Genomic DNA, 26,987 nt, shown 5'->3' on the forward strand with positions numbered 1-26,987 from the left:
CTCATCGCGAACAAGCTCGCTCCCACAGTGGGTTGACGACCTGGTTCGATTGAGGTGACTCAGCAGCAGCTCGTTGCCCGGGATCGGGTTTGGGCCTCTTTAAATGAACAGTGAGGCTGTATCCAATTCAGCCGACGACACATGACAATTTGTGTTTGGGCATAGGTCGTCGGGCCATTTCGTGGTTAACTTCGGCCTCTTCATATTTCCAACAGAAGGACTCCGTTCATGGCTCAAGTCACTCTTAAAGGCAACCCGGTTCAAGTCAACGGCCAACTGCCACAAGCCGGTTCCAAGGCGCCAGCCTTTTCCCTGGTGGCGGGCAATCTGTCCGACGTGACCCTGGCGAGCTTCGCCGGCAAACGTAAAGTGCTGAACATCTTCCCAAGCGTTGACACCCCGACCTGCGCCACCTCGGTGCGCAAGTTCAACGCCCAGGCCAACGAAGTCGCCAACACCGTGGTGTTGTGCATCTCCGCTGACCTGCCATTCGCCCAGGCACGCTTCTGCGGCGCCGAAGGTCTGGAAAACGTCCAGAACCTGTCGACCCTGCGTGGCGCCGAGTTCATCGAAAACTATGGCGTAGCCATCGCAGACGGCCCGCTCAAAGGCCTGACCGCGCGTGCCGTCGTCGTGCTGGATGAAAACGACAACGTGCTGCACAGCGAGCTGGTCAAGGAAATCGCTGAAGAGCCAAACTACGACGCAGCCCTCGCTGTTCTGAAGTAAGGCTTTTTACATTTGTTAACGGCCTGGCACTCGCCAGGCCGTTTTCATTTGTGCTTCAGTGCCTTAGATATACCTCCTGATACGTAAGCCGAAGGTAAATTGCCGGTAAAGGCGCTTTGCTTAATGCCCGCCAGTGCTTATCGTTCAGCCTCCCGTAAAAGAAGCCCACGCGCCCAATGGTTGATCATTCAATGCAATCCTCGTCCCGTAGTTCCCGTCGCTGGCTGTTCGGCCTGCTTGTCCTGTTGGTCGTCGCCGTTGTTTGCTGGAAATTCTGGCCCACCGGCACTGACCAGAAAGAGGGCGAAAAACCGAAGGCGGCGGCGGGGCACACGGGCAAGTCCGGGGCCATGCGTCCAGGCTTTGGCGGCGCGACCGGGCCGATTCCGGTGCGCGTAGCCCCGGCGGTCAAGGGTGACTTCCCGCTGTATTACCGGGCACTGGGCACCGTGACGGCACTGAACACCATCAATGTGCGCAGCCGCGTGGCCGGCGAATTGATGAAGATTGCCTTCGAGGAAGGGCAGATGGTCAAGGCTGGCGACCTGCTCGCCGAGATCGATCCGCGTCCTTACCAGAACGCCTTGCTCCAGGCCGAGGGCACGTTGCTGCAGAATCAGGCGCAACTGAAGAACGCTCAAGTCGATGTCCAGCGTTATCGCGGCCTGTTCAAGGAAGACAGTATCGCCAAGCAGACCCTGGACACCGCCGAAGCGCTGGTCGGTCAATATCTGGGCACGGTCAAGACCAATCAGGCAGCGGTCAACGACGCCAAACTCAATCTCGAATTCACCAAGATCCGCGCGCCGATCACCGGGCGTGTCGGTTTGCGTCAGCTCGACGTCGGCAACCTGGTCGCCGCCAACGACACCACGGCGCTGGCGATCATCACCCAGACGCAGCCGATCAGCGTGGTGTTCACCCTGCCGGAAAACAGCCTCGACACCGTGCTCGCGCGCTACCACACCGGCGCCAAACTGCCGGTCGAAGCGTGGGACCGTGGCGACATGAAAATCCAGGCCAGCGGCGTGTTGCAAAGCCTCGACAACCAGATCGACGTGACCACCGGCACGCTGAAATTCAAGGCGCGCTACGATAACCGCGATCAGGCGTTGTTCCCCAACCAGTTCGTCAACGTTCACCTGCTCGCCGACACCCTCAAAGACGTGGTGCTCGCGCCCTCGGCAGCGATTCAGTTCGGCACCAACGGCACCTTCGTCTACGCCATGGACGGTGACAAGAAAGTCACGGTTCGCGCATTGAAAGTCGGCGCCAGCGATGGCGATAACACAGTCATCACCGAAGGCCTCGCCGCCGGTGACCGGGTGGTCCTGGAAGGCACCGACCGCCTGAAAGAAGGCAGTGAAGTGGAAGTGGTCAACGACAGCACCGAAGTGCCCACCAGCCCGACCGAACAGCTGCAAGGCAAATCCGCCGCCAAGACCACTGACGCGACTGTCACCGACAAGGCCAAGAAGGGCGCATGAACATCTCGCGGCTGTTCATCCTGCGCCCGGTCGCCACGACCCTGAGCATGCTTGCCATTATCCTGGCCGGCATCATCGCCTATCGACTGCTGCCGGTATCGGCGCTGCCGCAGGTTGATTACCCGACCATTCGCGTCATGACGCTGTACCCCGGCGCCAGCCCGGACGTGATGACCAGTGCGGTGACCGCGCCGCTTGAGCGTCAATTCGGGCAGATGCCCGGCCTGACGCAGATGGCCTCGACCAGTTCCGGCGGCGCCTCGGTGCTGACCCTGCGTTTCAGCCTCGACATCAACATGGACGTCGCCGAACAGCAGGTGCAAGCCGCGATCAACGCCGCGACCAATCTGCTGCCGACCGACCTGCCGGCGCCGCCGGTGTACAACAAGGTCAACCCGGCGGACACCCCGGTGCTGACCCTGGCGATCACCTCGAAAACCATGCTCCTGCCCAAGCTCAACGATCTGGTCGATACGCGCATGGCGCAGAAAATCGCCCAGATCAGCGGCGTCGGCATGGTCAGCATCGCCGGCGGTCAGCGTCAGGCCGTGCGGATCAAGGTCAACCCCGAAGCCCTGGCGGCCAACGGCTTGAACCTGTCGGATGTGCGCACCCTTGTCGGCGCCTCCAACGTCAATCAGCCCAAGGGCAACTTCGACGGCCCGACGCGGGTGTCGATGCTCGATGCCAACGACCAACTGACCTCGCCCAAAGACTACGCCAACCTGATTCTCGCCTATGCCAACGGCGCGCCGTTGCGGCTCAAGGACGTCGCGGAAATCGTCGACGGCGCCGAGAACGAACGACTGGCCGCGTGGGCCAACCAAAATCAGGCAGTGCTGCTCAACATCCAGCGCCAGCCCGGCGCCAACGTGATTGAAGTGGTTGACCGGATCAAGGCTTTGCTGCCGAGCATCACCGACAACCTGCCGGCCGGCCTCGAAGTCACCGTGCTGACCGACCGCACCCAAACCATCCGTGCCTCGGTCACCGACGTCCAACACGAATTGCTGATCGCCATCGCGCTGGTGGTGATGGTCACGTTCCTGTTCCTGCGCCGCGCCAGTGCAACGATCATTCCCTCGGTCGCCGTGCCGTTGTCGCTGATCGGCACCTTCGGCGTGATGTACCTCGCCGGGTTCTCGGTGAACAACCTGACCTTGATGGCGCTGACCATCGCCACCGGGTTTGTGGTCGATGATGCGATCGTGATGCTGGAGAACATTTCCCGGTTTATCGAAGAGGGCGACAGCCCGATGACGGCGGCGCTCAAAGGCGCGAAGCAGATTGGCTTCACCCTCATTTCCCTGACGTTGTCGCTGATCGCGGTACTGATTCCGCTGCTGTTCATGGCTGACGTGGTCGGGCGGCTGTTCCGCGAGTTTGCTATCACGCTGGCAGTGGCGATCCTGATTTCTCTCCTGGTGTCGCTGACCTTGACGCCGATGATGTGCGCGCGGCTGCTCAAGCGTGAACCGAAGGAAGAAGAACAGGGCCGTTTCTACCGCGCCAGTGGCGCGACCATCGACTGGATGATCGCCGCTTACGGGCGCAAGTTGCAGTGGGTGCTCAAGCATCAACCGCTGACGTTGCTGGTGGCAATCGCCACGCTGGGTCTGACCGTGGTGCTGTACATGGTGGTGCCGAAGGGCTTCTTTCCGGTGCAGGATACCGGGGTGATTCAGGGCATTTCCGAGGCGCCGCAGTCGATTTCCTTTGCGGCAATGGGTGAACGGCAGCAGCAACTGGCCAAGATCATTCTCGCCGACCCGGCGGTGCAGAGCCTGTCGTCATACATTGGCGTCGATGGCGACAACGCCACGCTCAATGCCGGGCGCATGCTGATCAACCTCAAGCCGCACAGCGGCCGCGACCTCAGCGCCACCGAAATCATCGCGCGGCTGCAACCGGAAGTGGACAAATTGACCGGCATCCGGCTGTTCATGCAACCGGTGCAGGACTTGACCATCGAGGACCGGGTCAGCCGCACGCAGTACCAATTCAGCATGTCCTCGCCGGATTCGGAATTGCTCAGCCTGTGGAGCGGCCGTCTGGTCGAAGCGCTGGCGCAGCGGCCGGAGTTGACTGACGTTGCCAGTGATTTGCAGGACAAGGGTTTGCAGGTGTTCCTGGTGATTGACCGCGATGCCGCGTCGCGGGTAGGCGTGTCGGTGTCGAACATTACCGATGCGCTGTACGACGCGTTTGGCCAGCGGCAGATTTCCACTATTTACACCCAGGCCAGCCAATACCGCGTGGTCCTGCAAGCGCAGTCCGGCGAGAAGATCGGCCCGGATGCGCTGAACCAGATTCACGTCAAGACCACCGATGGCGGGCAGGTGCGCCTGTCGAGTCTGGCGCGGGTCGAGCAGCGTCAGGCGCAATTGGCGATTACTCATATCGGCCAGTTCCCGGCGGTGATGATGTCGTTCAACCTGGCGCCCGGCGTGGCGCTGGGGCACGCGGTAGACATCATCGAACAAGTGCAGGAAGACATCGGCATGCCGGTCGGCGTGCAAACCCAGTTCCAGGGCGCGGCCGAAGCGTTCCAGGCCTCGCTGTCGAGCACGTTGCTGCTGATTCTGGCGGCGGTGGTGACCATGTACATCGTGCTCGGCGTGCTTTACGAGAGCTACATTCACCCGATCACCATCCTCTCGACCTTGCCCTCGGCAGCGGTCGGGGCCTTGCTGGCATTGCTGTTGACCGGCAATGACCTGGGGATGATCGCGATCATCGGCATTATTCTGCTGATCGGCATCGTCAAGAAAAACGCGATCATGATGATCGACTTCGCCCTCGACGCTGAGCGCAACCAGGGCATGGCGCCGGAACAGGCGATCTATCAAGCGGCGCTGCTGCGCTTCCGGCCAATCCTGATGACCACGCTGGCCGCGCTGTTTGGCGCAGTGCCGCTAATGCTCGCCACCGGTTCTGGCGCCGAGCTGCGTCAACCGTTGGGTCTGGTGATGGTCGGTGGTTTGCTGCTGAGCCAGGTGCTGACGCTGTTCACCACGCCGGTTATCTACTTGTACTTTGACCGCCTCGGTCGGCGCTGGGGCCGCAAGTCCACCACCGTGGAAGCGGTAGAACAGCCATGAACCTCTCCGGTCCTTTCATCAAGCGCCCGGTCGCGACGATGTTGCTGAGCCTGGCGATCATGCTGCTTGGCGGTGTCAGTTTCGGTCTGTTGCCGGTGGCGCCGTTGCCGCAGATGGACTTCCCGGTGATTGTGGTGCAAGCCAGTCTGCCCGGCGCCAGTCCGGAAGTGATGGCCTCGACGGTGGCGACGCCGCTGGAACGTTCCTTCGGCGCCATCGCCGGGGTCAACACCATGAGCAGCCGGTCTAGCCAGGGTTCGACGCGGGTGATTCTGCAGTTCGACCTCGACCGCGACATCAACGGCGCGGCGCGGGAAGTGCAAGCGGCGATCAACGCCTCGCGCAACCTGCTGCCGAGCGGGATGCGCAGCATGCCGACCTACAAGAAGGTCAACCCGTCGCAAGCGCCGATCATGGTGTTGTCGCTGACTTCGGACGTGCTGGAAAAAGGTCAGCTTTACGATTTGGCCTCGACCATCTTGTCGCAGAGCCTGTCGCAGGTGCAGGGCGTCGGCGAAGTGCAGATCGGCGGCAGCTCCCTGCCGGCAGTGCGCATCGAGCTCGAACCGCAAGCGCTGAACCAGTACGGCGTGGCGCTGGACGACGTGCGCAATACCATCGCCAATACCAACGTGCGCCGGCCCAAGGGTTCGGTCGAGGATGACCAGCGTCTGTGGCAGGTGCAGGCCAACGATCAACTGGAAAAAGCCAAGGATTACGAGTCGCTGATCATCCACTACAACAACGGCGCCGCCCTGCGCCTGAAAGATGTAGCGACGGTCAGCGACGGCGTCGAAGACCGCTACAACAGTGGTTTCTTCAACAATGACGCGGCGGTGCTGCTGGTGATCAACCGGCAGGCCGGCGCCAACATCATCGAAACGGTCAACGAGATCAAGGCGCAGTTGCCGGCGTTGCAAGCGGTGCTGCCGGCCAGCGTCAAACTGAACCTGGCGATGGACCGTTCGCCAGTGATCAAAGCGACGTTGCACGAAGCAGAAATGACCCTGCTGATCGCCGTGGCGCTGGTGATTCTGGTGGTGTTCCTGTTTCTCGGTAACTTCCGTGCCTCACTGATTCCGACATTGGCCGTGCCGGTGTCGCTGGTCGGCACGTTTGCGGTGATGTACCTCTACGGGTTTTCGCTGAACAACCTGTCGCTGATGGCGCTGATTCTCGCCACTGGCCTGGTGGTGGACGACGCCATCGTGGTGCTGGAGAACATTTCCCGGCACATCGACGAAGGCGTGCCGCCGATGAAAGCGGCGTACCTCGGCGCCGAGGAAGTCGGATTTACCCTGTTGTCGATGAACGTCTCGCTGGTCGCGGTGTTCCTGTCGATTCTGTTTATGGGCGGGATCATCGAAAGCCTGTTCCGCGAGTTTTCCATCACGCTGGCGGCGTCGATTGTGGTTTCGCTGATCGTCTCGCTGACCCTGACGCCTATGCTCTGCGCGCGTTGGCTGAAACCGCACACGCCGGGTCAGGAAAACCGTCTGCAACGCTGGAGCCATCGGGCCAACGACTGGATGGTCGGCAAGTACGCGACCAGCCTCGACTGGGTGCTGCGGCATCGGCGCCTGACGTTGCTCAGCCTGATCATCACCGTCGGGGTCAACGTTGCGCTGTACGTGGTAGTGCCGAAAACCTTCATGCCGCAGCAGGACACCGGCCAGTTGATCGGTTTTGTCCGTGGCGACGACGGGCTGTCGTTCAGCGTGATGCAGCCGAAAATGGAAATATTCCGCCGCGCGGTGCTCAAGGACGATGCGGTACAGAGCGTTGCCGGGTTCATCGGTGGCACCAACGGCACCAACAACGCGTTCATGCTGGTGCGCTTGAAACCGATCAACGAGCGCAATATCTCCGCGCAAAAAGTCATCGAACGGATGCGCAAGGAGATGCCGAAAGTGGCCGGCGCGCAATTGATGCTGATGGCCGACCAGGACCTGCAATTCGGCGGCGGTCGCGAGCAGACTACGTCGCAGTATTCCTACATTCTGCAAAGTGCCGACCTCGGCTCGTTGCGCGAGTGGTACCCGAAAGTCGTGACGGCGTTGCGTGCCTTGCCCGAGTTGACGGCGATTGATGCGCGCGAGGGTGGCGGCGCGCAACAGGTCACGTTGATGGTCGACCGCGATCAGGCGAAACGCCTCGGCGTCGACATGGACATGGTCACGTCGGTGCTGAACAACGCGTACAGCCAGCGGCAGATTTCGACGATCTACGACAGCCTCAACCAGTACAAGGTGGTGATGGAGGTCAATCAGAAATACGCGCAGGACCCGATTACCCTCAAGCAAGTCCAAGTGATCACCGCCGATGGCGCGCGGATTCCGTTGTCGACCATCGCCCATTACGAAAACAGCCTGGAAGATGACCGGGTCAGCCACGAAGGCCAGTTCGCCTCCGAGAGCATTTCCTTCGACATGGCCGAAGGCGTGACGGTGGAGCAGGGCACGGCGGCTATCGAGCGTGCGATTGCCAAGCTCGGCATGCCCGAAGACGTGATCGTCAAGGTCGCCGGCACTGCCGATGCATTTGCTGCCACGCAAAAGAGCCAGCCGTTCATGATTCTCGGCGCGCTGCTGGCGGTGTATCTGGTGTTGGGCGTGCTCTATGAAAGCTACATTCACCCGTTGACCATTCTGTCGACCTTGCCTTCGGCCGGGGTCGGCGCGTTGTTGTCGATTTACCTTCTCGGTGGCGAGTTCAGCCTGATCTCGCTGCTGGGGCTGTTCCTGTTGATCGGCGTGGTGAAGAAAAACGCGATTCTGATGATCGACCTCGCGTTGCAACTGGAACGCCATCAAGGCATGAGCCCGCTGGATTCGATTCGCAGCGCTTGCCTGCAACGTCTGCGGCCAATTCTGATGACCACGCTGGCGGCGATCCTTGGCGCACTGCCGTTGCTGCTCGGTCAGGCCGAAGGCGCGGAAATGCGTCAGCCGCTGGGCCTGACCATCATCGGCGGGCTGGTTTTCAGCCAAGTGCTGACCCTTTACACCACCCCGGTGGTTTACCTCTATCTCGACAAACTGCGCCACCGCTTCAATAAATGGCGTGGGGTACGTACCGATGCAGCTCTGGAAACTCCGCTATGACTGACCGTTCGCTTATCACTCTGGCTGCACCGATTGCCATGGCCCGGGGCTCGCGCCTATTGAGCCTGGCGCTGTGTGTGAGCTTGCTCAGCGCTTGCGCCGTCGGCCCGGATTACCAGCGCCCGCAAACGGCGGAAATCGCCCAGTACAAGGAAGCCGAGGGTTGGCGTCAGGCCAATCCCAGCGATTCCCTTGCGCGTGGCGCCTGGTGGGAGTTGTATGGCGATCGGCAGCTCAACGGCCTGGTCGATCAACTGAACAACGCCAACCAGACTGTGGCCCAGGCCGAAGCGCGTTATCGGCAATCGCAAGCGTTGGTCAAAAGTGCCCGCGCGGCGTTTTACCCGACAGTGGATTTGAGCGCGGGCAAGACCCGCTCAAGCCAGGGCGCCGGCAGCAGCAGTTCGAGCCTGAGCAGCTCGGCCAGCGGCATTCGCGATACCTACAGCACCGAGTTTGGCGTCAGTTGGGAAGCGGATATCTGGGGCAAACTGCGCCGTGGGTTGGAGGCCGATCAAGCCACCGCGCAAGCGAGCTTCGCCGATCTCGCGGCGATGCGCCTGAGCCAGCAGTCGGAAATGGTCCAGAACTACCTGCAATTGCGCGTGATCGATCAGCAGAAACGTTTGCTCGAATCGACGGTGGCGGCGTATCAACGTTCGCTGCAAATGACTCAGAACCAGTACCGCGCCGGTGTCTCCGGGCGGGACGCAGTGGCGCAGGCGCAGACGCAACTCAAAAGCACTCAAGCGGATCTGGTCGACTTGATCTGGCAGCGTGCGCAGTTCGAAAACGCTATCGCCGTGCTGATCGGTTTGCCGCCGGCCGAGTTCAATCTGGCGGAAAGTCAGGACATCCCGAAACTGCCGCAAATTCCCCTGAGCTTGCCGTCGCAATTGCTCGAACGCCGACCGGACATTGCTTCCGCCGAACGCTCGGTCATTGCTGCCAACGCCAATATTGGCGTGGCGAAAGCCGCGTATTACCCGGATTTGAGCCTGAGCCTGAGTGGTGGTTACAGCAGCAGCACGTCGAGCAATCTGGTGAGTTTGCCGAACCGCTTCTGGTCGGTCGGGCCAAAACTGACGTTGCCGTTGTTCGACGGCGGCGCGCGCTCGGCGGAAGTCGATCGCAACGAAGCGCTGTACGACGAAACTGTGGCTACTTACCGCCAAACCGTGCTCGACGGTTTCCGCGAAGTGGAAAACTACCTGATTCAGCTCAAGGTCTATGAGCAGGAAGCGTCGGTGCGCCAGGAAGCACTGGACGCGGCGCGTGATTCGTTGCGTCTGACCGAGAACCAGTACAAGGCGGGATTGATCGCTTATCTGGACGTGGTGGTGGTGCAAGCGACCGCGTTGAATAACGAACAGAGCGTATTGAACGTGCTGCAGAGCCGTTTGCTGGCGAGTGTGCAACTGATCGCCGCGCTGGGCGGCGGCTGGGATGGGCAGTTACAGGTCAGCGAAGAACAATGATCGTGATCGTTCCCGCGCTCCGCGTGGAACGATCAGGCTGGTGAATACAGCCTGAAATTTGTGTCAAACAAGCGTTTCATCGGCTTGATGGCCTTTTGCTCATTTTGTCAGTGCGTTCTTCCGCGCAATCAGTACAATCGCCGACTTTGCCCGCCGAGAATGGACGCAGTACGGTGGCGCAGTCACGAGAAACCCCATGCTCATCGGCACCTACTCTCCCACGCTGGTTGTGATTTCGCTGTGCGTGGCGATTCTTGCGTCCTACACCGCCCTTGACCTGACTGGCCGGATTGCCACGACCAAGGGCCGCGCCGTGCATCTATGGACGGCAGGTGGCGCGGTGGCGATGGGTATCGGCGTGTGGTCGATGCATTTCATCGGCATGCTCGCGTTCAATCTGCCGATCGACCTCGGTTACGATTTCGCCCTCACGGCGCTGTCGCTGACCATCGCCATCCTCTCGTGCGGCTTTGCTTTGTGGCTGGTCAGCCAGCCGAAACTGCCGGTCTGGCAACTGGCATTCGGCGCGCTGGTGATGGGCAGCGGCATCAGCGCCATGCATTACACCGGCATGGCCGCCATGCTCATGCAGCCCGGCATCGATTACGACCCGACGCTGTTCGGCGCCTCGCTGGTGATTGCCGTTGGCGCCTCGGCAGCAGCGTTGGCGATTGCCTTTCGCCTGCGCCAGCACACGCCGTATGTGGGTCTGATTCGTGGCGGCGCGGCGGTGATCATGGGTTTCGCCATCGTCGGCATGCACTACACCGGCATGGCCGCCGCGCGTTTCCCGGACGGCAGCTTTTGCGGCGCAGCACTCGGCGGCTTGAGCGGCAAAGGCTTGGACAATGTCGTGCTGATCACCACGCTGGCGGTGCTGAGCATTGCCTTGCTCACGTCGATTCTTGATGCACGCCTCGAAGCACGCACTGCCGACCTCGCGCATTCGCTGACCGTCGCCAACCGCGAACTCACCCAACTGGCACTGCACGATCCGCTGACCGGGCTGCCGAACCGCATGCTGCTGGCCGACCGCATCGAGCAGGCGATGTCGAAAGTCCAGGAGCAGGGCGGTTGTTTTGCGCTGATGTTCATTGATCTAGACGGCTTCAAACCGGTCAACGATGCCTTCGGTCACCACATGGGCGACCAGTTGTTGCGCGAAGTCGGCATACGTTTGCGCGAAGACTTGCGCAGTCAGGACACGCTGGCGCGGATCGGCGGTGATGAATTTGTCCTGCTGGTGCGCCTCATCGAGCCGAGCGATGCGCTGAACCTGGCGTCGCGTCAGGTTGAGTTGATCGCACGCTCGTTCCAGGTCGCCGACCACGACTTGCAAATATCCGCGAGCCTTGGCATCGCCATGTTTCCCGGCAATGGCCACACCGCGCAAGAGTTGCTGATGAACGCCGATGCCGCGATGTACCACGCCAAAGGCGCGGGCAAAAACGGCTACAGTTTCTTCGACGCGTCGATGAACAGCAACGCGCGCAAGCAATTGCAACTGCTGCAAGACCTGCGCGCGGCGCTGGATCAGCAGCAATTTCGCCTGTACTACCAACCGAAGTTCGATGCCAGCAACGGGCGTGCGGTCGGCGCCGAGGCGTTGCTGCGCTGGGTGCATCCGACCCAGGGCATGCTGCTGCCGGCGAAGTTTATCGAACTGGCGGAAAAGACCGGTTTGATCATTCCGATTGGCGAGTGGGTGCTCAACGAAGCCTGCCGGCAGATGCGCGAATGGTATGTGCTCGGTTATACCGATTGGCGCATCGCGGTGAATCTTTCGGCATTGCAGTTCTGTCACGCGGGGCTGGTGCAAAGTGTCGCCAAAGCCTTGGCCACCCACCATTTGCCGGCCAATAGCCTGACCCTGGAAATCACCGAAACCACCGCCATGAGCGACGCCGATGCGAGCATGACGGTGCTGCAGGAACTCTCGGACATGGGCGTCGACCTGTCTATCGACGACTTCGGCACCGGTTATTCGAGCCTGATGTACCTCAAGCGCTTGCCGGCCAATGAGCTGAAGATTGATCGCGGGTTTGTCCGCGATCTGGAGCATGACAGCGATGACGCGGCGATTGTTTCGGCGATTGTTGCGTTGGGTCAGGCGCTGGGTTTGCGGATTGTTGCGGAAGGCGTGGAGACCGGCGTGCAGCAGGATTTCCTGACCAGATTGGGTTGCGATTCGCTGCAAGGTTACCTGCTCGGCCATCCGCTGCCGGCCGAGCGCTTCATGGCCGACATCCACCGCGGCGAGCAGTTGCAGGCAGGCTGACGCCACAGGAAATGAGTGTTGAGCGATCTCCTGCGTCAGTGTCGGCCTCCTCATAGATGCAGGTCATGCAAAAGCGGCGAATGGCGGTTATTCTTGGCGCCGACTGCTTAAGCTTGAATTCGGGGGATCGTCAGCATGGAAAAAGTCATGGTCATCACGGGAGGCAGCCGTGGGATCGGCGCCGCCACGGCGCTGTTGGCCGCTGAGCAGGGCTATCGCATCTGCATCAATTACCTGGCGGACGAAGAAGCGGCGCAGCGTGTGCTCGACCAGGTCCGAGCCCTCGGTGCACAGGCCATTGCGGTTCGCGCCGACGTCAGCATCGAAGACGAAGTGGTCGCCTTGTTCCACCGTGTCGACACCGAACTGGGCCGGGTCACCGCGCTGGTGAACAACGCCGGCACCGTCGGGCACAAGTCGCGGGTCGACGAAATGTCCGAATTCCGCATCCTGAAAATCCTCAAGACCAATGTTCTGGCGCCGATCCTCTGCGCCAAGCACGCAGTGCTGCGCATGTCGCCCAAGCATGGCGGGCAGGGCGGCAGCATCGTCAACGTGTCGTCGGTGGCGGCGCGCCTGGGTTCGCCGAATGAATACGTGGATTACGCCGCGTCAAAAGGCGCGCTGGACAGCTTCACGATTGGCCTGTCGAAAGAAGTCGCCGGCGAGGGCATTCGCGTCAACGCGGTGCGGCCGGGTTACATCTACACCGATTTCCACGCCCTGAGCGGCGACCCGGACCGGGTCAGCAAACTGGAATCGGCCATCCCGATGGCCCGTGGCGGGCGCCCGGATGAAGTGGCGGAAGCGATTGTCTGGTTGTTGTCGGACAAGGCCTCGTACGCGACCGGGACGTTTGTTGACCTTGGCGGTGGACGCTAGTCCGGAGGACCTGCGCCGTCCGGTCCGACGCCATCGCGAGCAAGCTCGCTCCCACAGTGGTTGTGGTGAACACATCATCTGTGAACACCTTCAGCCCCTGTGGGAGCGAGCTTGCTCGCGATAGCCATTGACCAGGCAACACATCACACTCAGAACGAACGCACGATCCGCCCCAGCGTTTCCATCGCTTTCTCCGCAGCCTCATCCCACGGGCTGCCGTAATTCAGCCGAATACAATTCCTGAATCGCTGCGTCGGTGAAAAGATCGGCCCCGGCGCGATGCTGATGCCTTGCGCCAACGCCATCTGAAACAACTTCAACGAATCCATCTGCGGCGGCAGTTCCAGCCACAGAAAGTAGCCGCCGGCCGGTTGGCTGACGCGGGTTTGCGCCGGGAAATACCGGGCGATGGCCGCGAGCATGGCGCTTTGCTGTTCTTCCAGTGCGTAACGCAATTTGCGCAAGTGCCGGTCGTAGCCGCCGTGTTGCAAGTAATCGGCAATCGCCGCTTGTGCCGGCATCGAGGCGCACAGCGAGGTCATCAGTTTCAGCCTTTCGATTTTCTGCGCATAACGCCCGGCCGCAACCCAGCCGATGCGATAACCGGGAGCGAGGCTTTTGGCGAACGAACCGCAATGCATCACCAGCCCTTCGGTGTCGAACGCCTTCGCCGGTTTCGGCGCTTGCTGGCCGTAATAAAGTTCGGCGTAGACATCGTCCTCGATCAGCGGCACCTGATGGCTGCGCAGCAATTCGACCAATTCCTGCTTCTTCGCTTCGGGCATCGTCGCGCCCATCGGGTTCTGGAAACTGGTCATGCACCAGCAAGCCTTGATCGGATGGCGCTCCAGCGTTTGCGCGAGCACGCCGAGGTCGATGCCATCGCGCGGGTGCACGGGGATTTCCACCGCTTTGAGCTTCAGCCGTTCCAGCACTTGCAGGCTCGCGTAAAACGCCGGGGCTTCGATGGCCACCAGGTCGCCCGGTTCGGTCACCGCTTGCAGGCACAGGTTCAGCGCTTCGAGCGCGCCGTTGGTGATCAGCAATTCTTCCATCGGCAGCATCAGCCCGCCGACCATGTAGCGCAGGGCGATTTGCCGGCGCAGTTGCGGGTTGCCCGGCGACATGTCGGTGACCACCATGCGCGGGTCCATTTCCCGCGCGGCGCTGGCCAGCGAGCGCGACAGCCGCTGCAACGGAAACAGCGTCGGGCTGGGGAACGCCGAGCCAAATGGCACGGTGTTCGGGTCCTTGATCGAGTCGAGCACCGAGAACACCAGTTCGCTGACGTCGACTTCGGTGGATTCGTTGACCTGGCTGCTGATCACCGGTTCGCAGAACGGGCTCGGCGCGTGGGTGTTGACGAAGTAACCCGAACGCGGCCGCGCACGGATCAGGCCCCGGCGTTCCAGCAGGTAATAGGCCTGGAACACGGTGGACGGGCTGACCCCGTAAGTCTGGCTGGCGTAGCGCACCGACGGCACCCGCTGACCGGGGCCAAGCACCCCGGAGCGGATCAGTTCAGCGATGTCATCGGCGAATTTTTCGTAGCGTTTCATCGAGTGCCTTGTTGCCGGGTGGTTGTGTGGGGGTGTCAGGGGGATTTGCCCCTCACCCTAACCCTCTCCCCAAAGGGGCGAGGGGACTGACCGAGGTGTTCTTTCGAGTGACATCGACCTGAGATAACGCGCCGAACGCAGGTTTGAAAAGCATGAAGGTTGGCACCTTTTCCCCTCTCCCAAAAAGAGTGAGGGGACTGACCGACGTATTCTTTCGAGTGACATCGACCTGAGATATCACGCCGAACGCAGGTTTGAAAAGCATGAAGGTCGGCTCCCTTTCCCCCTCTCCCCAAAGGGGCGAGGGGACTGACCGAGGTATTCTTTCGAGTGACACCGACCTGCGATATCGCGCCGAACGCAGGTTTGAAAAGCATGAAGATCGGCTCCCTTTCCCCCTCTCCCCTCTGGGGAGAGGGCTGGGGTGAGGGGTGGATTGTAAGGGCTCAACGGTTCATCGGCGCAACAAAGCGGCTCTGCGCCACGCTGTAGATGTCCGGTTCATCGCTGTCGACAATCCTGAAACTGAGCGTCTGCGAGCTGCTGCTCGGGCGCTCCGTGGTCATCGCCACCGACACCGGCACATCGACAATCTCACCCGGCGCCAGGCTCAGTTCGGTTTTACCCTGCAACTGGAAACCCTCGCCATCGACCAGGCTCACCCGATAATCCTGACGCTGCTGGGTCTTGTTGATGACCTTGAGGCTGTAGATGTTCTCGATCTGGCCGGCGCTGTTTTCGCGGAACATGCCACGGTCCTTGGTCACGTCCAGCGAGACCATCGGCCGCTCGACCAGCGCCAAGGCCAGCGCACCGATCATCACCAGCAACACCGCCGTGTAGCCGATCAGCCGAGGTCGCAGCAAATGGGTTTTGCCGCCCTGCAATTCGTGCTCGGAGGTGTAGCTGATCAGGCCTCGCGCGTAGCCCATTTTGTCCATGATCGAATCGCAAGCATCGATGCACGCCGCACAACCAATGCATTCCATCTGCAAACCGTCGCGGATGTCGATGCCGGTCGGACACACTTGCACGCAAACCTGGCAGTCGATGCAATCGCCGAGGCCGACGTCGCTCGGTTTCACATCACGTTTGCGCGGGCCACGGTTTTCGCCACGGGCGACGTCGTAGGAAATGGTCAACGTGTCTTTGTCGAACATCACGCTCTGGAACCGCGCGTATGGGCACATGTGCATGCACACCGCCTCGCGCAGCCAACCGGCGTTGATGTACGTGGCGCCGGTGAAGAAGATCACCCAGAACAGGCTGACGCCGGCCATTTGCAGGGTCAGCAGCTCTTCGGCCAGCGGCCGGATCGGCGTGAAGTAGCCAACGAAGGTCAACCCGGTGAGCAGGCTGATGCTCAGCCACAACGCATGTTTGGCCGAACGACGGAGGAATTTGTTCAGGCTCCACGGCGCGGCTTGCAGTTTGATCCGCTGGTTGCGCTCGCCTTCGGTTATTTTCTCGCACCACATGAACAGCCACGTCCACGAGCTCTGCGGGCAGGTGTAACCGCACCAGACGCGGCCGGCGAACACGGTGATCGCAAACAGACCGAACGCGGCAATGATCAGCAATGCCGAGAGCAGGATGAAATCCTGCGGCCAGAAGGTGGCGCCGAAGATGTGGAATTTGCTTTCCGAGAGGTCCCAGAGCACCGCTTGGCGGCCGCCCCAGTTCAGCCACACCGTGCCGAAGAATGCGAGAAACAGCACGCCGGCGCCGCTGATACGCAAGTTGCGGAACAGGCCGGTGAAGCTGCGAGTGTGGATCAGGTTGTCGCTGGACTTGGCCTTCATCTTTGGACGCGAAGGCTCATAGCGCTGGACTGCCGGGGCGCTCTCTACGGTTCGGACGGGGATTCTTTCGCTCATGGTCGTTCGCTCATCAGCCTCCATCAGGCCGGTGCACTATGAGCGGCGATCTGTTTGCAGAACAGACTCAGGCATTGCAATAAAAAGCGGATCAGATGGAATTCTGCGAGGCCCCTGCGACAACTTGATGCACCGGACGATGCACCTGCGGCAGCGGGCTGCGAGCGCCTAGCTCAGGCGCTCGCGGAGTTTCTTGATGTGTGTCAGTCAAATCACCGAATCACCGTCGGTGGCTTTCAAATGCCTACGACCGTCAACCGCGCCTGCTACGGTCAATGCATCGGCTTCGCGTTCGGTGATGTAAATACGTCGGCCGTCGAGCTCGACGGCGGACATGGCTTTTTCCGAGTCGGTGATGACGGTGACGTCGGGGCCGAGGCGAATTTCTTCGCCATTATCGAGGGTGAAAAAGCAGGCCTGGGTTTCGGGATCGGTGCGCACGGTCATGGGAATGTCCTTTTTTCAGCGGAGACTAAAACGTTAGTGCGCAGGCGACGAGCATCGTTCTGTGCAACCGATTAATGGTCGGCGCGGTCCATGCCTTATCTGAAATTACACAAGGACCGCGTCATGGATGCCTGGTGGCATGAAGTCTGGGTAACGCTGCAAGCGGAGTTCGCCGACATTGGCGACGCAAAACAACTGACGCAAATCACCGTGCGCCTGGTGATCGCGGCGTTGCTGGGCGGGATTCTGGGGTTTGAACGCGAGCACAAGGGCAAGGCTGCCGGGGTGCGCACGCACATGTTGGTGGCGTTGGGCGCGGCGCTGTTTGTGCTGGTGCCGCAGATGTCCGGCTCGCAGGCCGATGCGATGAGCCGGGTGTTGCAAGGGGTGATCGCCGGGATTGGTTTTCTCGGCGCCGGGACCATTTTGAAAAACACCGATGGCGAGGACGGCCAGGTGCAAGGGCTGACGACGGCTGCCGGGTTATGGATGACCGCTGCGATTGGTGTCTCGGCGGGGATGGGGCGCGAAGCGACGGCGGTGCTCAGCACGATACTGGCGTTGGGGATTTTCAGTTTGATGCCGATGGTGGTGCGGTTGGTGGATCGCAATCACAGCGAAGAAGAAAATCGCGAACCGTGATGTGAACCGATCATTCCCACGCGGAGCATGGGAACGATCGGTCGGGTTTTATTCGGTAACAATCACCGGCGGCATGGTGTCCGGCGGATCCTGGCGAGGTGGCGGGGTGGTGCCCGGCGGCTCTTGCTCGGGGACCGGCGCCGGTTCGGTGTCGGGGATGGTCGGGGTGTCGATGTTCGGATCAGGCGTTTCAGCGGGGATGGGAATAGTCATCGTGAAGCCTCCTGGTGGCACATGGCGTAAGTCGTGCTTGGTTCTCTTCAACCTGATCTGTTGACCTCCGGTTAAAGCTTTTGATTCCAACCGATGCACGCGCAAATCAGCGTGAACTTTACCGAGGCCTGTCGCTCGGAACTTAAGTGAGTTCATTCCGGGCCGACCGCCCCGTGAGGATGAACATTAGCCACGTGAGCGTCCTTGGGGCGTAAAGGAAAGATGCTCGATGATCGCTGAAAAACCGACCGAACTCAGTTACAACCCGCACATGCCGCTGTCGCAGGCGCTTTTGTTGCCGCGCATAGCGATCGAAGACACCATGCCAACCCTTGATGGCGGCCAGTTCGCCGTCAAAGCGGTGGTTGGCCAAGACGTCGTGGTGACCAGCAAGGTCTTCGCCGACGGCCACGACAAACTGGCCGTGCGCATTCGCTGGCGCGCCGAGGGCGAAGAGTCCTGGCACAGCGAAACCATGGGCGAACTCGGCAACAACGGCTGGCAAGGCCAGTTCCGCGTCGAGCGCCAAGGTCGTCATCTGTTCTGCATCGAAGCGTGGATCGACCAATTCGCCAGCTTCTGCTACGAACTGGAAAAGAAACACAGCGCCCGCGTCCCGGTCAGCCTTGAACTGCAAGAAGGCCGGACGATGGTGCAACACGCCAGCGAACGCACCGAAGGTCAGCTCAGCGAACAGCTGGCCGGCCTGCACCATGAGTTGTCGGCGCTGCTCGAAACCGAGCAGGTTGCGCTGTTTTTGCACCAACGTAGCGCCGACCTGATGGCCGAGGCTGATCATCGCGCCTATCTGAGCATCAGCCAGGAATACCCGGTCGACGTCGAACGCGAAATCGCCCAGTTCGCCAGTTGGTACGAGTTGTTTCCGCGCTCGATCACCGACGATAAGGCACGTCACGGCACGTTCAACGACGTGCATTCGCGACTGCCGATGATCCAGGACATGGGTTTCGACGTTCTGTACTTCCCGCCGATCCATCCGATTGGCCGCAGCTTCCGCAAAGGTCCGAACAATTCCCTGACTGCCGGCCCTGATGATCCGGGCAGCCCGTACGCAATCGGCAGCGCTGAGGGTGGTCACGAAGCGATTCACCCGCAACTCGGCACGCGGGAAGATTTCCGCCGTCTGGTGGTCGCGGCCGCCGAGCACGGTTTGGAAATTGCCCTCGATTTCGCTATCCAGTGTTCCCAGGATCACCCATGGCTGGAGCAGCATCCGGGCTGGTTCAACTGGCGCCCCGACGGCACGATCAAATACGCCGAAAACCCGCCGAAGAAATACCAGGACATCGTCAACGTCGACTTCTATGCCGCCGATGCGATTCCGGGCCTGTGGGTCGAGCTGCGCGACATCGTCGTCGGCTGGGTCGAGGAGGGCGTGAAGATCTTCCGCGTCGACAACCCGCACACCAAACCGCTGCCGTTCTGGCAGTGGCTGATCGCCGACGTGCGCGCGTTGCACCCAGAAGTGATCTTCCTCGCCGAAGCCTTTACCACCCCGGCAATGATGGCGCGCCTGGGCAAGGTCGGTTACTCGCAGAGTTACACCTACTTCACCTGGCGCAACACCAAATACGAACTGTCGACCTACCTCAGCGAGCTGAATGAGTCGCCGTGGGCCGAATGTTATCGGCCGAATTTCTTCGTCAACACGCCGGACATCAACCCGGCGTTTCTTCACCAATCCGGGCGTGCCGGTTTCTTGATTCGTGCAGCGCTGGCGACCATGGGCTCGGGCCTGTGGGGCATGTATTCGGGCTTCGAGCTGTGTGAGTCGGCGCCGATTCCCGGCAAAGAGGAATACCTCGATTCGGAGAAGTACGAGATTCGTCCGCGCGACTTCAATGCGCCGGGCAACATCATCGCCGAGATCGCTCAGCTCAACCGCATCCGCCGGCAGAACCCGGCGCTGCAAACGCACTTGGGGCTGAAGATCTACAACGCCTGGAACGACAACATTCTGTATTTCGGCAAGCGCAGCGCCGACGGCAGCAACTTTATTCTGGTGGCGGTCAACCTTGACCCGCACAACGTCCAGGAAGCGACTTTCGAGTTGCCGCTGTGGGAAATGGGCCTGCCGGATGACGCAGAGACCCAGGGCGAAGACTTGATGAACGGCCATCGCTGGACCTGGTACGGCAAGTACCAGACCACACGCCTCGACCCGGCCCACCAGCCGTTCGGGATTTGGCGCATTACGACCTCTTGACTGTGGCGAGGGGGCTTGCCCCCGATGGGCTGCGAAGCGGCCCTCGCTGTTCCTTCAGTCACACCGAATTATCAGGATTGCGACTGCTTAGCAGCCGAACGGGGGCAAGTCCTCTCGCTACAACGACTCCTCGCCACAAGGGAGTGCACGGCTCAGCGTTAATTTTGAATTCAGCAGGAGTTTCAAATGGCGAAGAAACCCAAGGCCACAACGTTTATCAAGGATCCGCTCTGGTACAAGGACGCGGTTATTTACCAAGTACACGTCAAATCTTTTTTCGATTCCAATAACGACGGGATCGGCGACTTTCCCGGGCTTATCGCCAAACTCGATTACATTGCCGACCTCGGCGTCAATACCATCTGGCTGTTGCCGTTCTACCCTTCGCCACGTCGCGACGACGGTTACGACATCGCCGAATACCGTGGCGTGCACGCCGATTACGGGACCATGGCCGACGCCAAACGCTTCATCGCCGAAGCCCATGAACGCGGCTTGCGCGTCATCACCGAACTCGTCATCAACCACACCTCCGACCAGCACGCCTGGTTCCAGCGCGCGCGCAAAGCCAAAAAAGGCTCGGCGGCGCGGGACTTCTACGTCTGGTCCGACGACGACCAAAAGTACGACGGCACGCGGATCATTTTCCTCGACACCGAGAAATCCAACTGGACCTGGGACCCGGTCGCCGGCCAGTACTTTTGGCACCGGTTCTACTCGCACCAGCCGGACCTCAATTTCGACAACCCGCAAGTCATGAAAGCGGTGCTGTCGGTGATGCGTTACTGGTTGGACATGGGCATCGACGGTCTGCGTCTGGACGCGATCCCGTACCTGATCGAGCGCGACGGCACCAACAACGAAAACCTCCCCGAGACCCACGAAGTCCTCAAGCAGATCCGCGCGGAAATCGACGCCAACTACCCGGACCGCATGCTCCTCGCCGAAGCCAACCAATGGCCGGAAGATACTCAGCTGTATTTCGGTGACACCGACAACGTCGGCCTGAATGGCGACGAATGTCACATGGCGTTCCACTTCCCGCTGATGCCGCGCATGTACATGGCGCTGGCCCAGGAAGACCGTTTCCCGATCACCGACATCCTGCGCCAGACCCCGGAAATTCCGGCCAATTGCCAATGGGCGATTTTCCTGCGCAACCACGATGAGCTGACCCTGGAAATGGTCACCGACAAGGAACGCGATTACCTGTGGAATTACTACGCGGCCGACCGTCGGGCGCGGATTAACCTGGGGATTCGCCGACGTCTGGCGCCATTGATGGAACGCGACCGTCGTCGCGTCGAGTTGCTCAACAGCCTGCTGTTGTCGATGCCGGGCACGCCGACTTTGTATTACGGCGATGAAATCGGCATGGGCGACAACATCTACCTCGGCGACCGCGACGGCGTGCGTACGCCGATGCAGTGGTCGATCGATCGCAACGGCGGTTTCTCCCGCGCCGACCCGGCCAGCCTGGTGCTGCCGCCGATCATGGACCCGCAATACGGTTACCTGTCGGTCAACGTCGAAACCCAGGCCGGCGACCCGCATTCGTTGCTCAACTGGACGCGGCGCATGCTCGCCGTGCGCAAACAGTCGAAGGCGTTTGGTCGCGGCACGCTGAAAATGCTTTCCCCGAGCAACCGCCGAATTCTGGCCTACACCCGTGAGTTCACTGGCGAGGATGGCAAGCACGAAATCATTCTGTGCGTGGCCAACGTCTCGCGCAGTGCGCAAGCAGCCGAGCTGGACTTGTCGGCGTACGCCGGCATGGTTCCGGTCGAGATGCTCGGCGGTAACGCTTTCCCTCCAATCGGTCAGTTGAATTTCCTCCTGACCCTGGCGCCGTACGGCTTCTATTGGTTCGTACTGGCAGCGGAGAATCAAATGCCCAGCTGGCACGTAGAACCGGCGCAAAGTCTGCCGGACTTCACCACTCTGGTGTTGAAAAAACGCATGGAAGAACTGCTTGAAGCGCCGTCACGCGGCACGCTGGAGCAAGGCATCTTGCCGAACTGGCTGCAGAACCGTCGCTGGTTCGCCGGCAAGGACGCGACCATCGAAAAAGTCGAAATCGCTTACGGCGTGCGTTTCGGCGATCCGGAGCATCCGGTGCTGTTGAGTGAAATCGACGTCACCAGCGGTGGCCAGACCAGCCGTTATCAACTGCCGTTCGGTTTCATCGCTGAAGACCACGCTGGCCCGGCGCTGCCGCATCAATTGGCATTGGCGCGGGTACGCCGCGTGCGTCAGGTCGGTTTGATCACCGATGCGTTCAGCCTCGAAACCTACATTCGCGCGGTGGTCCAAGGCATGCAGGCCAGCACCGTGCTGACCTCCAGCGAAGGCGAGATTCGTTTCGAACCGACCGCGCAACTGGAAAAACTAGGTCTCAATGCCGAGTCGGAAGTGCGTTACCTGTCCGCCGAGCAATCGAACAGTTCGGTCGTGGTCGGCAAAGGCATGGTGCTGAAACTGATCCGCAAAGTCGCTTCCGGGGTTCACCCGGAACTGGAAATGAGCGCTTACCTGACCGAGGCCAATTTCAGCAATATTTCACCGCTGCTCGGCTCGGTGATTCGCCGCGATGCGCAGGGCGAAGACGCGCTGCTGATGATCGCCCAAGGCTACTTGAGCAATCAGGGCGATGCGTGGGAATGGACCCAGAACAACCTCGAACGAGCGCTGCGCGACGAACTGGCCAACGCCATGTCCGAGCAGGAGCAGCATTACAACGCTCTGGGCGAATTGAAGGATTTTGCCGGCATGCTCGGCCAGCGCCTCGGGGAAATGCACCAGGTACTGGCAGCGCCGACCGACAACCCGAACTTCGCCCCGCAGGTGACTTCGCAGAAAGAAGCGCTGGCCTCGGCGAAAGACGTCGCGGCGCAGCTTGAGCATTCGTTGAAGTTGCTCAAGCAGCATCAAAATGAATTGAACCCGGCGGACCAGGCATTGGTCACTCGGTTGCTGGACAACAAAAAAACCATCCTCAGCCATGTCCAGGAGCTGGGCAAGAAAGCGGCGGGTGGTTTGCGTATTCGGGTCCATGGCGATTTGCATTTGGGCCAGGTGCTGGTGATCAAGGGTGATGCCTACCTGATCGACTTCGAGGGTGAACCGGCGCGGCCGCTCAGCGAGCGACGCGGCAAACACAGCCCGTATAAAGATGTCAGCGGCGTGTTGCGTTCGTTTGATTACGCAGCGGCGATGGCGATCATTGTGCACAACGTCGACAACACCGACGACGCCCAAGCCGCGCGGCAACGCGTTGCCGATCGCTATTTGAGTGAAGCGCAACAGGCATTTATCGAAGCTTATCGGCTGGCGGCAGCTAGTCTTGCTCATGAGTGGCAAGATCCTGAGGGCGAAGACGCCGCGCTGGCGTTGTTCGGTCTGGAGAAGGCGGCCTATGAAGTGGCTTATGAGGCGGAAAATCGCCCCACTTGGCTGCCAGTGCCGTTGCACGGTTTATATGGGTTATTGAGTGGGCTTAAACCCTTTTCCGATCTTGGTGGAGAGTAGTCATGAGTTTCTCGAACAAGGAACAGGGGCAACACAAAGAAGCGTTGCTGCCCAGAGCGCGGGATATTGACGCGCTGGTACGCGCCGAACATCGCGATCCATTTTCAATTCTCGGGCCGCACGGCGACGACGCCGGCGGTCAGTACATTCGCGCATTTTTGCCGGACGCCTTGAGCGTCCAGGTGCTGGCCAAGGACACCGGCGAAGAGCTCGGCAGTCTTGAAGCCACGCAGACGCCGGGGTTGTTTGTCGGCCATTTCGAGCGTGCCCAGCCGTACCTGCTGCGCACCCGTTGGGCCGGTGGCGAGCAAGTTGCGGAAGATCCGTACAGCTTCGGGCCATTGCTCGGCGAGATGGATTTGTACTTGTTTGCCGAAGGTAATCACCGTGACCTCAGCTCGTGCCTCGGCGCGCAACTGATGAACGTCGATGGCGTCGACGGCGTGCGTTTTGCCGTGTGGGCGCCGAACGCCAAACGCGTGTCGGTGGTCGGCGATTTCAACGTCTGGGACGGCCGCCGCCATCCGATGCGCTTGCGCCATCCGACGGGTGTCTGGGAGTTGTTCATCCCCGGTCTGAAGGCCGGTGAAGCGTACAAATACGAAATCCTCGGCGCCAACGGCATTCTGCCGCTGAAGGCTGACCCGATGGCCCTGGCCACGCAGATGCCGCCGGACACCGCGTCGAAAGTCGCGGCGCCGCTGAGCATCGACTGGCAGGACCACGACTGGATGAACTCGCGCGTTGACCGGCACCTGCCGAGCGCGCCGCTGTCGATCTACGAACTGCACGCTGGTTCATGGCAGTGCGAGTTGGACGATCTAGGCGAAGTCGCGCGTCAGTACACCTGGCACGAATTGGCCGACCGCCTGATTCCGTATGTGAAGGAACTGGGTTTCACCCACATCGAATTGATGCCGATCATGGAGCATCCCTTCGGCGGTTCGTGGGGTTATCAATTGCTGTCGCAATTCGCCCCGAGTGCGCGTTACGGCACACCGGATGACTTCGCAGCGTTTGTCAACGCCTGTCACCAGGCGGAAATCGGCGTGATCCTCGATTGGGTGCCGGCGCATTTTCCGACCGATACCCACGGCATGGCGCAGTTCGACGGCACGGCGTTGTATGAATACGCCAACCCGATGGAAGGCTTCCACCAGGATTGGGACACGCTGATCTATAACCTGGGCCGCACCGAAGTGCACGGCTACATGCTCGCTTCGGCGTTGCACTGGCTCAAGCATTTCCACATCGACGGTTTGCGCGTCGATGCCGTGGCCTCGATGCTCTATCGCGATTACTCGCGCAAGGCTGGCGAGTGGGTGCCGAACCGTCACGGCGGTCGCGAAAACCTCGAAGCCATCGACTTTTTGCGTCACCTCAACGACGTGGTCAACATCGAAGCGCCCGGCGCGCTGGTGATTGCCGAGGAATCCACGGCATGGCCAGGCGTCAGCCAGGACACCCAGCAGGGCGGTCTCGGTTTCGATTACAAGTGGAACATGGGCTGGATGCACGATTCGCTGCATTACATCCAGCAGGACCCGGTGTACCGCGCGCATCACCACAGCGAGCTGAGTTTTGGCCTGGTGTACGCGTGGTCCGAGCGCTTCATCCTGCCGATCTCCCACGACGAAGTGGTGCACGGCAAGCATTCGCTGATCGACAAGATGCCGGGCGATCGCTGGCAGAAATTTGCCAACTTGCGCGCCTATCTGAGTTTCATGTGGGCGCATCCGGGCAAAAAACTGTTGTTCATGGGCTGCGAGTTTGGCCAGTGGCGCGAGTGGAATCACGATCAGCAACTTGACTGGTACCTGCTGCAGTACTCCGAGCACAAAGGCGTGCAGAAACTGGTCGGCGACTTGAACCGGTTGTACTGCGAAGAACCGGCGCTGCACGATCAGGACGACAAGCCGCAGGGCTTCCAGTGGCTGATCGGCGACGACGCGGTGAACAGCGTTTATGCATTCCTGCGCTGGAGCAAGGACGGGCGCCCGGTGCTGGTGGTGGCGAACTTCACGCCAGTGCCGCGTCAGGCTTATCGCATCGGCGTGCCATTTGCCGGGCGCTGGAGCGAAGTGATCAACAGTGACGCCGACACCTACGCCGGTTCCAATTATGGCAATGGCGGCGGGGCGTTCACCGAAGAAGAGCCGAGCCACGGTCAGGCGTTGTCACTGGTGCTCAACTTGCCACCGCTGGCGGTACTGATCCTGCGTCCGGAGGGTTGATCCGCAACTGCACCGACTGAGCCATTCGCCAGCAGGCTCGCTCCTACATTGGAATCCATTCCACCTGTAGGAGTGAGCCTGCTCGCGATAGCGTCAGCCCAGTCGACGCCGTTCTTCAAGCGAACCGATCACCAGCGCATCCGCACGCCCAGACTGCCTATCAATCCATTCAAATCGTTGTCATCGACATCACTGCTGTAATCAGCGCTGACATACAGGCTGACCGCCGGCGTCACCTTCGCCACCAGACCCAATCCCAACTCGACTGTCGACGATTTGCGGCTGCTGCTGATCTTGTCCACCTGGTCCAGCGTCAAGGTATTGCCCGTATACACCGTGTGCCACAAATTGGTCCGCACATAGGGTTCGACCGGCAAACCGTTAATGTCGTAACTGCCTTTCAATCGCGCCCCGACCCGGCCGCTCCACGACGTCAGGTCGCTGGAGGACGCATTACTGTTGCCGGCGTACGGCGTGTCGAGGGTGATGCGCTGATTGATCAACTGCGCCTGCGGTTCGACCACCCAGTTTTCGCCCAGGCCAATCGGGAAACCGCCTTCCACCGACAAGGTCATTGCGCTGCCTTCGGTGGCTTGGCGCAGGCCTTGCGCATCGCGGCTGTAGCCATTGACGCGGCCACCGCTGGCGGTCAAATCGACATGCCAGCCTTGCGGCCCGGTCAGGCTCCAATAAGCGCCGAGGCTCTGGCCTTGCAGGCTGAGGGTGTCGGTATTCGGCTCAGCCATGGCGCGACGGGTCAGTACGCCGCTGCTGTTGCCCTGAAATTGACTGAGGCCGCCGACCAAGCCGACTCGCTGCACATGACCGCTGCCACTTTGCAGGGTCAGCAGCGCCGGGCCTTTGAAGGTGTCGGTGCCGGGCGTCGCAAAACTTGCGGACTGAAAGTCGCTTTGCGCCTGGCGTGAAGTCTGACCGTAGAGTTGGTCCCACACGGCCGGGGCTGCGTCCTCGGTGGTCAGGCGTGAACTGCGCAAATCCGCGTGGACGGCAAAGCGTCCAGGGTAGGTGGCGGCGACGGCGGGCAAGGTCATGCTCGGCACCTCCTGGCGATACCAGGGAGCAGCCTCGTCCTCCGCAGGCTCGGCCGGCACTTCCATGGTCGAACACAGCAGGAGCGAACTCGATACTGTGCAAAAGGTGATTTTGATCTCTTGAGGGGTGAATGAAGTTTTCATGGAGG

General features: G+C 60.7%; 16 protein-coding genes. 11 read left to right on the forward strand and 5 right to left on the reverse strand.

What is annotated here, in order from left to right; genetic code table 11:
• The first annotated feature begins 228 nt into the window (after positions 1-228).
• From tpx to BLU01_RS25790, 7 genes are all read left to right on the forward strand, one after another.
• Entirely contained in the window at positions 229-729 is a 501-nt protein-coding gene (gene tpx, locus BLU01_RS25760) for a thiol peroxidase (protein WP_092280777.1), read from the forward strand.
• A gap of 176 nt (positions 730-905) precedes the next feature.
• Positions 906-2,216, forward strand: coding sequence for an MdtA/MuxA family multidrug efflux RND transporter periplasmic adaptor subunit (locus BLU01_RS25765; protein WP_092280779.1), 1,311 nt, complete (start codon positions 906-908; stop codon positions 2,214-2,216).
• A complete protein-coding gene (locus BLU01_RS25770) occupies positions 2,213-5,317 on the forward strand; it encodes an MdtB/MuxB family multidrug efflux RND transporter permease subunit (RefSeq protein WP_092280781.1) in 3,105 nt (1,034 codons plus the stop codon). Before BLU01_RS25765 ends, BLU01_RS25770 begins: the two co-directional genes overlap by 4 nt.
• The gene (locus BLU01_RS25775) at positions 5,314-8,421 is read left to right on the forward strand and encodes an efflux RND transporter permease subunit (protein ID WP_092280783.1); all 3,108 of its coding nucleotides are present in this window, start codon (positions 5,314-5,316) and stop codon (positions 8,419-8,421) included. The genes BLU01_RS25770 and BLU01_RS25775 overlap by 4 nt, the downstream gene beginning before the upstream one ends.
• Positions 8,418-9,899 (forward strand): efflux transporter outer membrane subunit, encoded by a 1,482-nt coding sequence (locus BLU01_RS25780; RefSeq protein ID WP_092280785.1) that lies wholly within the window; start codon positions 8,418-8,420, stop codon positions 9,897-9,899. The genes BLU01_RS25775 and BLU01_RS25780 overlap by 4 nt, the downstream gene beginning before the upstream one ends.
• 196 nt (positions 9,900-10,095) lie before the next feature.
• The gene (locus BLU01_RS25785; RefSeq protein WP_092280787.1) at positions 10,096-12,177 is read left to right on the forward strand and encodes a putative bifunctional diguanylate cyclase/phosphodiesterase; all 2,082 of its coding nucleotides are present in this window, start codon (positions 10,096-10,098) and stop codon (positions 12,175-12,177) included.
• A gap of 135 nt (positions 12,178-12,312) precedes the next feature.
• Positions 12,313-13,059, forward strand: a complete 747-nt coding sequence (locus BLU01_RS25790) for an SDR family oxidoreductase (RefSeq protein WP_092280789.1) — start codon at positions 12,313-12,315, stop codon at positions 13,057-13,059.
• A 149-nt stretch (positions 13,060-13,208) separates the two neighbouring features.
• Here BLU01_RS25790 and mapR read toward each other — a convergent pair whose 3' ends face one another.
• The 3 genes from mapR to BLU01_RS25810 all read right to left on the reverse strand — a co-directional run bounded on the left by mapR (position 13,209) and on the right by BLU01_RS25810 (position 16,942).
• Positions 13,209-14,618, reverse strand: coding sequence for a GntR family transcriptional regulator MpaR (gene mapR / locus BLU01_RS25795; protein WP_092280791.1), 1,410 nt, complete (start codon positions 14,616-14,618; stop codon positions 13,209-13,211).
• Between the two features lie 446 nt (positions 14,619-15,064).
• Positions 15,065-16,495, reverse strand: coding sequence for a cytochrome c oxidase accessory protein CcoG (ccoG, locus tag BLU01_RS25805; RefSeq protein WP_092280795.1), 1,431 nt, complete (start codon positions 16,493-16,495; stop codon positions 15,065-15,067).
• A gap of 207 nt (positions 16,496-16,702) precedes the next feature.
• A complete protein-coding gene (locus BLU01_RS25810) occupies positions 16,703-16,942 on the reverse strand; it encodes a DUF3203 family protein (RefSeq protein ID WP_092280797.1) in 240 nt (79 codons plus the stop codon).
• Positions 16,943-17,065: 123 nt separating this feature from the next.
• On the opposite strand from BLU01_RS25810, the gene BLU01_RS25815 reads away from it, so the two are divergent.
• Positions 17,066-17,584 (forward strand): MgtC/SapB family protein, encoded by a 519-nt coding sequence (locus BLU01_RS25815; RefSeq protein ID WP_092280799.1) that lies wholly within the window; start codon positions 17,066-17,068, stop codon positions 17,582-17,584.
• A gap of 48 nt (positions 17,585-17,632) precedes the next feature.
• Here BLU01_RS25815 and BLU01_RS27830 read toward each other — a convergent pair whose 3' ends face one another.
• Positions 17,633-17,797, reverse strand: a complete 165-nt coding sequence (locus tag BLU01_RS27830) for a hypothetical protein (RefSeq protein ID WP_167370453.1) — start codon at positions 17,795-17,797, stop codon at positions 17,633-17,635.
• A 229-nt stretch (positions 17,798-18,026) separates the two neighbouring features.
• Here BLU01_RS27830 and BLU01_RS25820 point away from each other — a divergent pair, with 229 nt between their 5' ends.
• The 3 genes from BLU01_RS25820 to glgB all read left to right on the forward strand — a co-directional run bounded on the left by BLU01_RS25820 (position 18,027) and on the right by glgB (position 25,786).
• The gene (locus tag BLU01_RS25820; protein WP_092280801.1) at positions 18,027-20,024 is read left to right on the forward strand and encodes an alpha-1,4-glucan--maltose-1-phosphate maltosyltransferase; all 1,998 of its coding nucleotides are present in this window, start codon (positions 18,027-18,029) and stop codon (positions 20,022-20,024) included.
• A gap of 186 nt (positions 20,025-20,210) precedes the next feature.
• Complete coding sequence (gene treS / locus BLU01_RS25825; RefSeq protein ID WP_092280803.1) at positions 20,211-23,552, forward strand: maltose alpha-D-glucosyltransferase; 3,342 nt, start codon at positions 20,211-20,213, stop codon at positions 23,550-23,552.
• Positions 23,553-23,554: 2 nt separating this feature from the next.
• Positions 23,555-25,786, forward strand: coding sequence for a 1,4-alpha-glucan branching protein GlgB (gene glgB, locus BLU01_RS25830; protein ID WP_092280805.1), 2,232 nt, complete (start codon positions 23,555-23,557; stop codon positions 25,784-25,786).
• Between the two features lie 128 nt (positions 25,787-25,914).
• On the opposite strand, the gene BLU01_RS25835 is transcribed toward glgB, so the two are convergent.
• Positions 25,915-26,982 carry an autotransporter outer membrane beta-barrel domain-containing protein gene (locus BLU01_RS25835; RefSeq protein ID WP_092280807.1) on the reverse strand — a complete coding sequence of 356 codons (1,068 nt, stop codon included), beginning with the start codon at positions 26,980-26,982 and terminating at the stop codon, positions 25,915-25,917.
• Positions 26,983-26,987 lie beyond the last annotated feature (5 nt).

Source organism: Pseudomonas prosekii (genome assembly GCF_900105155.1).
Classification (GTDB): domain Bacteria; phylum Pseudomonadota; class Gammaproteobacteria; order Pseudomonadales; family Pseudomonadaceae; genus Aquipseudomonas; species Aquipseudomonas prosekii.